This is a genomic window from Streptomyces sp. NPDC001927, from assembly GCF_053594455.1.
Genome location: NZ_JBSFEN010000004.1, coordinates 689,390 through 701,666 on the forward strand (window position 1 = coordinate 689,390; position 12,277 = coordinate 701,666).

Genomic DNA, 12,277 nt, shown 5'->3' on the forward strand with positions numbered 1-12,277 from the left:
CCGGGCTCGGCCCCGGCGACAATGGCGCGCGTGCGGTATCTGATCCTTGGTTCCACCCTCGCGCTCGACGTGGACGGCGCGCCCCTGCCCCTGGGCGGGGCCCGGTTGCGGGCGTTGCTTGCCGCGCTCGCGGTGCGTGGTGGGCGGGCGGTGAGCGTGGGCGAGCTGGTCGAGGACGTGTACGGCGACGAGCCCCCGCACGACGCCCCCGCCGCCCTCCAGGCCCTCGTCGGGCGGCTGCGCCGGGCCCTCGGGCGGGAGGCCGTCGAGTCCGTGCCCGGGCCCGGCTACCGGCTCGCCGCCGGGCCCGACGACATCGACCTGTACGTCTTCGAGCGCCAGGTCCGCGACGCCGGCGCCCGCCTCGACGCCGGCGACCCCGAGAGCGCCGCCGCCCTCTTCCGTACCGCCCTCGCCCTCTTCCGCGGCCCCGCGCTCGCCGATCTGCCCGACCACGCGCGCGTGCGGCCCGAGGCGCAGCGGCTCGCCGCCCTGCGCCGGCGCGTCGAGGCCGACCTCGGGCGCGGTGCCGTCGACGGACTCGTACCGGAGCTGACCGAGCTGACGGACGCGTACCCCTACGACGAGGGCTTCCGCGCCCAACTCGTGCGCGCCCTGCGGGCCGAGGGCCGGCAGGCCGACGCCCTCGCCGCGTTCGAGGACGCCCGCCGCGCGCTCGCCGAGGGGCTCGGCACCGACCCCGGCGCCGAACTCACCGCGCTCCACCGCGAACTGCTCGGACCGCCCTCGTCCCTGGCGCCGCCCCGCGAGACCGGGAACATCCGGCCCCGCCTCACCTCCTTCGTCGGCCGCGAACCCGACCTCGACGCCCTCCGCGCCGACCTCACCCGCTCCCGCCTCGTCACGCTCACCGGCCCGGGCGGCTCCGGCAAGACCCGCCTCGCCGAAGAAGCCGCACTCGCTGAAGAAGCCACCGCGGACGGAACCCCCGCCTGGCTCGTCGAACTCGCGCCGCTCGACGACCCCGCCGCCGTACCCGGCGCCGTCCTCTCCGCGCTCCGCCTCCGCGAGACCACCCTGATCACCCGCGAGGGCCAGACCCCCCAGGACGACCCCGTCCACCGGCTCGTCGACCACCTCGCGCCCCGCTCCCTCCTCCTCGTCCTCGACAACTGCGAGCACGTCATCGACGCGGCCGCCGCCCTCGCCGAGACCCTCCTCACCCACTGCCCCCGGCTGCGCGTCCTCGCCACGAGCCGCGAGCCCCTCGGCGTCCCCGGAGAAACGGTCCGCCCCGTCGAGCCGCTGCCGCCCGCCCCGGCCCACCGCCTCTTCGCCGAACGCGCCCGCGCCGTCCGTCCCGAGTTCGCCGCCGACGACTGTGCCGACGGCCGCCGCGCCGTGGACGAGATCTGTCGCCGCCTCGACGGCCTCCCCCTCGCCATCGAACTGGCCGCCGCCCGGCTGCGGCTGCTCACCCCGCGCCAGATCGCCGACCGGCTCGACGACCGCTTCCGTCTCCTCACCTCCGGCAGCCGCACCGTCCTGCCCCGCCAGCAGACCCTCCGCGCCGTCGTCGACTGGTCCTGGGACCTCCTCGACGCCGACGAACGCACCCTGCTCCGCAGGCTCTCCGTCTTCGCCGGCGGCTGGGACCTGGCCGCCGCCGAAGCCCTCGTCGCGAACCGTCCGAAGGGTCCGAACGGTCCGGACGGCCCGAACGGTCCGGACGCTCCGAACCGTCCGAACGGTGCTGACGCTCCGAACGCCGCCGACCCGCTCGGCGCCCTCGTCGACAAGTCCCTCGTCGTCGCCGCCCCCACCGACGACGGCGAGATGCGCTACCGGCTCCTGGAGACCATCCACGAGTACGCCGTCGAACGCGCCGCCGAGCGCCCCGACGTCCGCGCCGCCGCCGAAGCCGCCCACACCGCGTACTTCACCGACCTCGCCGAGCGCGCCGAACCCCTCCTCCGCTCCGGCGAGCAGCTCCCCTGGATCCGGCGGATCGAGGCCGACCTCGACAACATCCGCGCCGCCCTCCACCGCACGACCGTCACGGCCCCCGACGAGGCCGCCGCACACCGCCTGATCTTCGCCATCGGCTGGTTCTGGTGGCTCCGCAACTACCGCACCGAGGGCCTGGTGTGGACCGAGCGCGCGCTCCTGCTCGGCGCGGACCCGGACGACCCCGAGGACCCCCGCTACTGGCCCCGCATGCGGCTGCGCATGCTCTCCTTCTTCCTCGTCGTGGAGAACCGCACCGCCGCCGACCTGCGCGACGACCCCGAGGGAAGCGCGCTGGTACGGCGGGTGCGCGAGGCCTTCGGCGAGCGGCCCGGGCCCGAGTCGGCCCGCTTCCCCGGGCTGCTGTGGCCGTTCACCGCGTTCCTCACCGAGAGCCCGGACGTACTGCGCGAGATGCTCGACATCGCCGTCGACACCTGCCGCCGGTACGGCGGTGAGTGGGAGCTCGGCGTCAGCATGATGTTCCGTACGCACCTGGTGATCGACATGCCCGGCGAGACGCACGGCATCGACGAGGACCTGGCCGAACTGCGCGTCCTCTCCCGCCGCGTCGGCGACCGCTGGATGCGGGCGCAGGTGGCGAGCGCGGCGGGCGAGGCGCACATGATGCGCGGCCGGCTCGCGGAGGCGGAGGAGGCGTACGAGGACGCTCTCGCCCTCGCCCGCGAGGTCGGCGCGCACGCCGAGTCCCCGTTCCTGATCGCCCGCCTCGCCGAACTCGCCTACCGCTCCGGTGACATGGAAGCCGCCGAGAAGGGCCTCGACGAGGCCGAGGCGGAGGCCGCCCACCACCACATCGAGGACACGGAGACGTTCCTACGGTTCATGAGGGCCGTCCTCGCCCTCTACCGCGGCGACGCCCGCGAGGCCCGCGCGCACATGGACGCGGCGAAGCGACTGGTCCTCACCGGAACACCGCCTCCGCACTTCACCGCCTCCGTGGCCGGGCTCTCCGCGCGCGTGCTCGCACAGGAGGGCGGCGGTACGGCGGCCGTGGTGGAGGCGGTCGACGCCCTGCGGCTCACCCTGCAGGCCCAGTGCGCGGACTTCGTCACGGCCCAACTGGGGGAGTGCCTGGCGAGCGTGCTCGCCCTGAGCGGCGCCCTCCCGGTCGCGGTCCGGGTCCTGGCCGCCGTCGACACCTGGCGGGCCGCGATCCCCCGCTCCGTCCCCGAACTCCGCGAGGCGGAGGACCTGATGACCCGGGCCCGCACGGAACTGGGCGAGACCGCCACCGCGAGCGCCTACGCCGAGGGCGCCCGGCTGACCCTCGACGAGGTGATCGCCCTGGTGGACGCGTACGTGGCGGACCTGAGGACCAAGTGACCTGCGCCGGTCCCGCAGCTCAGGAACAGCTGATCCCCGACGGCCCTCCGGCCAACCTCAGGACCAGTTGGTCCTCGACGGCCTCCGGCCGACCTCAAGAACAGCTGATCCGGGACTGCGCCCAGTCCGCGACCGCGACGCGGCCCCACGGCGAGGTCTCCTCCACGACCAGCCGGAGCGTCTTGCGCCCCGCGATGTCGACGTGGACCGGGATCGCGGGGTCGCGCGCCTCGACGACCTGCGAGCGCCAGAGCCGTTCACCGTCTCCGTAGACGGAGAAGCGGACGCCCCCGATGCCGATCGGCGCGGTCAGGTCGTCGATGCCGACGAGCGCGTCGTAGCTGGTGCACTGCCGGTTGAGGTCGATCACGAGCGCCGACGGCGCGTGCACGCTCACCCCGTGCCCGTACCGCGTGCCGCCGATCGACAGGCCCTGGCGCTGCCACATCCAGCTGCTGTCACCGAGCCGGACCTCGGGCTTCGTGCCGTCGCCGAAGACGCCGTGGTCGAGCTGGTTCACCTGGTAGACGACCGGCGGGGCGGGCGGCGGCGTGGGCGTCGGAGTGGGTGTGGGCGTGGGCGTCGGCTTCGGAGGGGTGGGCGTCGGCGTGGGGCTGGGCTCGACCGAGGGAGTCGGCGTCGGCGTGGGCGTCGGGGTGGGGGTCGGCGTCGGCTCCGGTTCCTCGACCGCCGCCGGCGGGGCGGGCGGTGGCGTGGGCTTCGGGGTCGGCTTCGGCGCAGGGGTGGGCTCCTGCGGTACGGCGGGGGCGACGGCCGGCGGGGTGGGTTCGGGCTTGGCGACGGGCTGGGGGTCTCCGGAGAGGGCCCAGACCAGGCCGGCGGTCGCGGCCACGGCGACCGCCGCCGCGATGCCCGCCTTCGCGGGCGCGCCGAGCCCCTCCGCCGCGGCGGCGGAGGACGCTCCGGCCGTACTCGACGAGCCGGCGCCCGTCGCGGCGGCGGCCGCACCGGCGCCCGCGGCGCCCACGACCCCGCCGGCCACGACACCCGCGGCCTTGAGCGCGTACCCGGCGGCGAACCAGCCGATGACGGCGATCGGCAGCAGCGCGGGGATCCCGGCGTTCACATGCTCCAGCTCACCTGCGGCGAGCCGGCACTTGGCGCACTCCTCCAGGTGCTTGCGCAGCCCGCGCTCGGCCCGCATCCGCAGGCCCCCGCGCGCGTACGCGCCGAGCCGGTCGGCGTAGCGGGCGCAGTCACCGCCCGCCGTGAGGGACGTGCTCACGTGCGCCTGGAGGTAGGCCTGCTTGAGGCCCTCGCGGGCCCTGCTGGCCAGTACGGCGGTGGCGTTGGCGGTCAGCCCGAACAGCGGGGCGACCTCGCTGGGCGACTCCTCCTCGACGGTGGTGTGCCACAGCACGGCCTGCCACCGCTCGGGCAGCGACCGGAACGCCTGCATCGCAAGCGACTGTTCGGCCTCGTGCATGGCCAGGACGTCGGCGCCCAGGTCGAGCGTGTCCTGGTCGGAGACCTCGGAGGAGCGGGCGGACTGCGCCGCGAACACGGCGAAGTCCTCGACCAGGTGCTCGCGCTTCTGCGTACGCGTCCAGTTAGCGGCGACCCGCCGGACCGTGGTCAGCAGATAGGCCCGCACCGCCTGCTCGGGGCCCGCCCCACCCCGTACCGCCTGGAGCGTGCGGGCGAACACCTCCGCCGTCAGGTCGTCGGCGGTGTGCGCGTCGCGGCAGCAGGTCCTGGCGTAGCGGCGCACGGCCTCGGAGTGGCGACGGAACAGCTCTTCGTACGCGCTGTCGTCGCCGCCCCGCATCAGCTGGATGAGATCGGCGTCGGAGGGCGGCAGTTCGACCGGAGGCGGAAGGACGGTGTCGGGCGAGTCCGCTCCGTCGGCAGCCGCCGACCGCATGGAGGCTGCGGTTGAGGCCGCGGCCGAGGCGGAGGCCCCCGCACCGCGCTCGCGCTGCTGCGGCACACTCGGCTCGCCCGGAGCCTGGGCCTTGGGTCCGCCCGCGGAACCTCCGGGTCCGCCCTGACTCGGCACGTGTTGCGGGGGAAGGCCCCCGGTCTCCGTGCCACCGCCGTTGCCCAGCGGCTCGTCCCGACCGTCACCGCTCATCGCGGAAGCCCCCGTATGCACGCTCAGACCCGAACACCGGGCAAGAGTGCCACAGAGCGCCTACGCGCTGAACTTCAGCGTCCACTTACCACTCGTCCGGGGCCACTTCCGGTATCCGGGCGTAACCGATCACTCGTTCGTGCCATGCTCGACGGTCCGCCCGGACCCGTGAAACCGAACAACCCCGGAGCCGGACCGGCCCCACCGCCCTCGCTGTCGGCCCGCTCACGCGAGCGGAAACCTCCGCCCGCTCAACGCGAGCGGAGACCCTCCAGAAGGATGTCGAGGAGCCTGGCCGAGGCAGCCGCCTGCTGCGCCGCGTCCGGCAGCGCGGGCGCCGCCGTGGCTATGACGAGCAGGACATCGGCCACGGTCACGTCCGCCCGCAGCTCGCCCGCCTCACGGGCCCGGTCCACGAGCCGCCCGACGACCTCCAGGAGCTCCGCCGCACCGGCGTCGTCCTGCTCGGCCCCGGGCACCGCGGTCACCCGCGACTCGGACGGGTCCGCGAAGCCCCGCTGGTGCGGCACCCGCGCCTCGTCCTCGGCGCCCTGCGCCGGCAGCAGCAGATCGTCCGCGTCCACGCCGACCCGCAGTATGTGCGGCGGCAGCAGGCGCCCCGCGCCCGAGGCCACCGAGGTCCGCAGGAACCGGGAGAGCGCCGACCACGGCTCGTCCTCCTGGCCGAGCGCGGTGCGGGCCTGCTCGGTCAGCCGGGAGGTCTCCTCCTCGGCGATCCGGCGGACCAGCACGTCCTTGCTCGGGAAACGGCGGTACACCGTGCCGACGCCGACCCGGGCACGCCGGGCCACGTCCTCCATCGGTGCGCCGTAACCGAGTTCGCCGAACACCTCGCGCGCCGCGCGCAGTACGTGCTCCAGGTTGCGCTGGGCGTCGACGCGCAGCGGCGCCGACCGGCCGACGGAACCCGTCGCCCCGATGCCCGCGCCCGCGACCGCACCGGCACCCGGGCCCGAAATCCCACCTGCGACCGTACCCGCGCCCACTCCCGAGCCACGTCCGTCGAAGGCGCTGTCCGTCGTGTCGACGACAGCCTGCCACCGAGAATCCTGCATGTGCATAAGCGTTCCCCCGCTCATGATGTCTCCCCCCGGAGACTCCCCGCCCTGACACGGGGTCGACCCACTTGTGCGGCGCTCTGGTCTGCGCGCCGCGAGCCGATACCCCGACGAGGTACGAACATAGTTGAGACGAGGTCAATTCAGAAGGGGGAGTTCCGTACGGTGCGCCCCCCGATCGGAGCAAGGGCCTGAACTCTCCCGATTCCACTCTGCCGCGCCACCCCCCACGCCCACTCTGACCTGCGTACTTCCCGCTGTACCCACCGTGTGCGCCACCCCGCGCCCCCGCGCACCTCCGGTCACACAATTTGTCGAGCCTGTGGACAAACCCCGGACGGCGGTGCGTCATGGGACAGTGACCGAACCTGCGCGCATTCTCGTTGTCGGCGGTGGCTACGTCGGGATGTACACCGCGCTGCGCCTGCAGCGGCAGCTCAAGACCGAGCTCAGAGACGGTTCCGTCGAGATCGTGGTGGTCACGCCCGAGCCGTACATGACGTATCAGCCGTTCCTCCCCGAGGCCGCCGCCGGGTCGATCTCCCCGCGCCATGTCGTCGTCCCGCTCCGCCGTGTCCTGGACAAGTGCCGGATCGTCATCGGCGAGGTCCACGCCGTCGACCACGCCAAGCGGACCGCGACGCTCTCCACCCTCGCCACCGAGGAGGAGGGCACCGGCAGCGAGCAGCTCACCTACGACGAACTGGTCATCGCACCCGGCTCGATCTCCCGCACCCTCCCGGTCCCCGGCCTCGCCGACTACGCCATCGGCTTCAAGACCGTCGAGGAGGCCATCGGCCTGCGCAACCACGTCATCGAGCAGATGGACATCGCCTCCTCCACCCGCGACCCCGGCCTGCGCGACGCCGCCCTCACCTTCGTCTTCGTCGGCGGCGGCTACGCGGGCGTGGAGGCGCTCGCCGAGCTGGAGGACATGGCCCGCTACACCGCGCGGTACTACCACAACATCAAGCCGGAGGACCTCAAATGGGTCCTGGTCGAGGCCTCGGACCGGATCCTGCCCGAGGTCGGCGAGAAGATGGGCAAGTACGCGATCCGCGAGCTGCGCGGCCGCAACATCGACGTACGTCTGGGGACCCGGCTCGACTCCTGCGAGGACCGCGTCGCCGTCCTCAGCGACGGCAGCCGCTTCCCGACCCGTACGGTCGTCTGGACCGCCGGCGTGAAGCCCGCGCCCGTCCTCGCCTCCACCGACCTGCCGCTCAACGAACGCGGCCGGATCAAATGCACCGCCCGGCTGTCCGTCGAGGGCGTCGAACACGCCTGGGCGGCCGGAGACGCCGCGGCCGTCCCCGACATCACCGCGGACGAACCCGGCAAGGAGTGCGCGCCGAACGCGCAGCACGCCGTACGCCAGACCAAGGTGCTCGCCGAGAACGTCGCCGCCGCCCTGCGCGGACAGCCGCTCAAGGAGTACGCCCACGCGTACGCGGGCTCGGTCGCCTCCCTCGGCCTCCACAAGGGCGTGGCGCACGTCTACGGACGGAAACTCAAGGGCTACCCCGCCTGGTTCATGCACCGCGCCTACCACCTCAGCCGCGTCCCGACCTTCAACAGGAAGGCCCGCGTCCTGGCCGAGTGGACCCTCTCCGGCCTGTTCAAGCGGGAGATCGTCTCGCTCGGCTCGCTGGAACACCCGCGCGCCGAATTCGAACTCGCCGCCGCGCCCCCGCCCCCGAAGAACGGGCCCAAGAACGGGCCCGCGGAAGGGCCCAAGCCGGGCTGACACCGATGTCAGTGCGGTCGGTCACACTGGACGTGTGACCATAGGTGGGCTCACACCTGCACAGAGTGACTCAGCACGGCCAACAACCACGAGGCATACAGATCCGTGAACTTCACCCGTTGGAGCGCCCGACTCCCCGGCACGCAGCGCCGCACGGCGGCGCGGGGGACCGAAGGCTCCGTGCCCGCGGCCCGCGGTGAGTACGAGCAGCAGCCTGAGCACCTCGCCGACGAGGCCCCCGAGGTCCCCACCCTGGAGGACTTCTCCGTACGGGAGATCATCGGCCGCCTCCCCGGCCTGGTCGCGCTCGTGCACGGCCCCGAGCACCGCATCGCGTACGTCAACGACGCCTACGCCGCCGCCTTCGGCCCCCGCCCCGCGGGCGCCACCGTCGCCGACGCCTGCCCCGAGGCCGAGGAGCTGGGCCTCCTTCCGCTCATGGACCAGGTCCTGCGCAGCGGAAAGCCCCGGACGGTCAAGTCCCGCAAGACCCAGGACGGCGGCTCGTACACGGTCACCTGCCTCCCCGTGGACTCCACGCGCTTCGAAGGCGGCGGCGTCCTCGTCCACGCCGCCGACGTGACCGACCACGCCGAGGCCGCCGAGCGGCTGCGCGCCAGCGAGCGCCGGCACCGCGAGACCGCCGTCACCCTCCAGCGCTCCCTGCTCCCGCAGGAGCTGGAGCAGCCCGACGACCTGCGGATCGCCGCCACCTACCAGCCCGGCGGCACGGACGCGGCCGTCGGCGGCGACTGGTACGACGTCATCACCCTGGGAGCCGGCCGCACCGCCCTGGTCATCGGCGACGTCATGGGCCGCGGAGTGCGCGCCGCCGCCGTCATGGGCCAGCTCCGCACGGCCGTCCGGGCCTACGCCCGGCTCGACCTGCCCCCGCACGAAGTGCTGCAGCTGCTCGACGGCCTGGCCGCCGAGATCGACGCCAGCCAGATCGCCACCTGCGTCTACGCCGTCCACGACCCCAACGAGGGCAAGCTCGTCTACGCCTCCGCCGGCCACCTCCCGATCCTCGTCAGAGACGAGGACGGCTCGGTCCGCCGTGCCGAGGACCCCACCGGACCCCCGCTGGGCACCGGCGGCTGGCTGCACACCTCCGGCGCGATCGCCCTGCCGCCGGGCTCCACGGCCGTCCTCTACACCGACGGTCTCGTCGAGCGGCGCCGCGAGGACATCGACGAGGGCGTCGCCGCCCTGGAGCGCGCGCTCTCCGGCGCCGTCGGCACCCCGCAGGTCGTCTGCGACCGGCTGCTGCGCTCGCTCGGCGTCACCGCCGAGCACGACGACGACGTGGCCGTCCTGGTCGTCCAGCACCCGTCCCGCAAGGGAGCGGACGCGGAGCTCTTCCACAACGCGGCCCTGGAGCTCCTCGGCGGGGTCGAGGCGGCCCCACGCGCGCGTGCCTTCGCCACGGGCGTCCTCTCCAGCTGGCGCTTCCCGGTCGAACTGCGCGACCTCGGCGTCCTCGCCACCAGCGAACTGGTGGCGAACTCCCTGAAGCACGGCACCCCGCCCATGCGCCTGCGACTGCGCCGCACCGACAGGCGGCTGATCATCGAGGTCACGGACGGGGACGACCATCTGCCCCGCCGACGCAGGGCGGAGACGGAGGACGAGGCGGGCCGCGGAATCTCGATCATCGCGACGATCGCCTCGTCCTGGGGCAGCCGCCGCACACCGGGCGGCGGCAAAGCGGTCTGGTGCGAGTTCGCCCTGCCCGACTAGAGGTCAGGCGGAGACGCTCTCCTTCACGGGCACGTGCTGCGCCACCACACGGGAAGTCCTGGTGGCGAGGTACGGCTGGTTCTGCACGGGCGTGAGCTGCTTGCCGAGCCGCACCGCCAGGAACGTGATCCCGAGCGAGAAGAGCACGAAGGTCACGATGTACGGCCCGTGCAGCGCGGCGCCCATGGGCCCGCCCACGGCCGGGCCGACGGCCAGCGCGAGCTGCTTGACCAGTGCGAACGCCGAGTTGTACTGACCGACCATCGACTCCGGCGCGAGGTCCGCCACCAGCGGCGCCACGGTCGGCGACAGCATCGCCTCGCCGAGCCCGAAGAGGGCGTACGTGGAGACGAACGCGGCGGTCGCCATCGCCTGGCTGCCGTGCCCGAGCCCCGCGTACCCGGCGATCACCCACGCCACGGCCCAGATCAGACCGACGGCGGCGATCACCCGGCTGCGGCGCCGGCGCTCGACGAACTTCAGCACCACGAACTGGGCGACGACGATGACGGCCGTGTTGGCGGCCAGCGCGATCCCGAGCGTCGACGGCTCGATCCCGGCGGCCTCGGTGCCGTACGCCGCGAGACCCGACTCGAACTGTCCGTAGCAGGCGAAGAAGAGGACGAAGCCCAGGACGCACAGCTGCACCATGGCCTTGTGCCCGAGTAGCGCCCGGATGCCGCCCTTCGGCGAGCCGGCGGGCCGGGTGTCCTGGAGGGCGAGCGAACCCGGCATCCGGACGGTCATCACGATGCCGCCGAGCACCAGGAACATCGCGGCCTCGATCGAGAAGAGCAGAAGGAAGCTCCCCGGCCGGTTCACGTCGACGAGCTGGCCGCCGATCAGACCACCGACGCCGAGTCCCAGGTTCTGCAGGAAGAACTGCATGGCGAAGGACCGGGTCCGGGTGGTCGGTTCGGAGCACCAGACGATCATCGTCGCGAGCGCCGGCTGCATCACGGCCGTACCGGCACCGAGCAGCGCGGCCGAACCGACGGCGGCGGGCACGCTGCTCGAGAGCCCCATGCCCAGGGCGCCGAGCGACGCGAGGACCGCGGCGACGAGGACGACGGGGAGGGGACCCCGCCGGTCGATGGCGCGTCCGCTGAACGGCAGGACGACGAGTGCGGCCATGGCGAAGACGGCGAGCACGACGCCCGCCGTGGTCGCGCCCAGGTCCCGCACCTGGGCCACGTACACATAGAGGTACGGAACCGTGAATCCGAGTCCGAACGCGCTCAGCGCGCTGCCCGCCTGGATCCGACGCATTGCTGCACCCATCGCCTTGGTCACGGTTCACCCACCTCGATCAGGGCTTCAGGGCTGTAGGCCTGAAGCCTCAAGACTTCAACAGTAAAATTAGATCCTTAACAATACACATGGAAGGACTTCAACGCCAACGAGGACCGTGGGATACTCGCGGCATGAGCGACACCCCCGAGCCGTCCGGCCCGCAACCGGCGCAGGAGCCGACCCTCGACGAGCAGATCGCGGCCTACCAGCGCGAGTACCGTGACCTGGACCCCCAGGTCGAGAAGGTGGTCTCCGCCCTCGGCCGGCTGAACCGCCGGATGAACGTCGCGTACGGCCGCCAGGTCGCCGATCTCGGCATCAGCAACGCGGAGTGGGAGGTCCTCAAGACCCTCGTCCTCGCCGGTGCCCCCTACCGCCTGGGTCCGGGCGAGCTGGCCAAGCGTCTCGGCCTGACCCCGGCCGCCATGACCCACCGCATCGACCGCATGGCCGGCGAGGGCCTCGTGACCCGCGACCGCGACGAGACCAACCGCGTCCGGGTGATCGTGGAGCTCACGGACGAGGGCCGCTCGAAGTGGCTCGAGGCGATGCGTATGGCGACGGACTTCGAGGAGAAGCTCCTCCAGGACCTCACGGGCGAGGAGCGCGCCGGCCTCGGCGACATGCTGATCCGCCTCCTCCGCAGGGTCGAGCACACCCAGCCGGACGCGGGCGGCCGGCTCACCGACCTGGACTGACTGCTCACACGGGCGGGGGTTGACACGCCCCCGTCGTATCCGTAGTGTTCTCCGAGTTGTCACGGGGCCGGAACGGTTCTGCGACAGCCACTCCCGCCGCTCGAAGCGGCACCTCAACTCAGCACGATCTCCCAGCCGGGACGAATTTCGGCATGCCGAAATTCATTTCGAAAGACTCGATTATGAGTCGCCCGGGAAATCCGCTAGAGTTTGAGCGTCGGAACGGCCCAACAGCCGCGAGGACAACCCACTCTGACTGGGAATCAGGCCCGAAAGGATCTGATAGAGTCGGAAACGCAGGAAGGCCGAA

The 12,277-nt window shown here is 73.0% G+C and carries 7 protein-coding genes; 4 read left to right on the forward strand and 3 right to left on the reverse strand.

What is annotated here, in order from left to right; all coding sequences use genetic code 11:
* Positions 1-30 precede the first annotated feature (30 nt).
* Positions 31-3,315 (forward strand): BTAD domain-containing putative transcriptional regulator, encoded by a 3,285-nt coding sequence (locus ACWCO8_RS13795; protein WP_451032380.1) that lies wholly within the window; start codon positions 31-33, stop codon positions 3,313-3,315.
* Positions 3,316-3,409: 94 nt separating this feature from the next.
* Here ACWCO8_RS13795 and ACWCO8_RS13800 read toward each other — a convergent pair whose 3' ends face one another.
* Together ACWCO8_RS13800 and ACWCO8_RS13805 are read right to left on the reverse strand one after the other, a co-directional pair.
* Positions 3,410-5,410 (reverse strand): sigma-70 family RNA polymerase sigma factor, encoded by a 2,001-nt coding sequence (locus ACWCO8_RS13800; RefSeq protein WP_451032381.1) that lies wholly within the window; start codon positions 5,408-5,410, stop codon positions 3,410-3,412.
* 251 nt (positions 5,411-5,661) lie between these two features.
* Positions 5,662-6,492 (reverse strand): TetR/AcrR family transcriptional regulator, encoded by an 831-nt coding sequence (locus ACWCO8_RS13805; protein WP_451032413.1) that lies wholly within the window; start codon positions 6,490-6,492, stop codon positions 5,662-5,664.
* 355 nt (positions 6,493-6,847) lie between these two features.
* Between ACWCO8_RS13805 and ACWCO8_RS13810 the strand changes: the two genes are divergently transcribed.
* Together ACWCO8_RS13810 and ACWCO8_RS13815 are read left to right on the forward strand one after the other, a co-directional pair.
* Positions 6,848-8,236, forward strand: a complete 1,389-nt coding sequence (locus tag ACWCO8_RS13810) for an NAD(P)/FAD-dependent oxidoreductase (protein ID WP_362015608.1) — start codon at positions 6,848-6,850, stop codon at positions 8,234-8,236.
* Between the two features lie 105 nt (positions 8,237-8,341).
* Entirely contained in the window at positions 8,342-9,976 is a 1,635-nt protein-coding gene (locus ACWCO8_RS13815) for an ATP-binding SpoIIE family protein phosphatase (RefSeq protein ID WP_451032382.1), read from the forward strand.
* A gap of 3 nt (positions 9,977-9,979) precedes the next feature.
* Here the strand turns inward: ACWCO8_RS13815 and ACWCO8_RS13820 are convergent, their stop codons facing one another.
* Positions 9,980-11,257 carry an MFS transporter gene (locus ACWCO8_RS13820; RefSeq protein WP_451032414.1) on the reverse strand — a complete coding sequence of 426 codons (1,278 nt, stop codon included), beginning with the start codon at positions 11,255-11,257 and terminating at the stop codon, positions 9,980-9,982.
* Positions 11,258-11,400: 143 nt separating this feature from the next.
* On the opposite strand from ACWCO8_RS13820, the gene ACWCO8_RS13825 reads away from it, so the two are divergent.
* Complete coding sequence (locus ACWCO8_RS13825) at positions 11,401-11,967, forward strand: MarR family winged helix-turn-helix transcriptional regulator (RefSeq protein WP_362015613.1); 567 nt, start codon at positions 11,401-11,403, stop codon at positions 11,965-11,967.
* Positions 11,968-12,277: the final 310 nt, after the last annotated feature.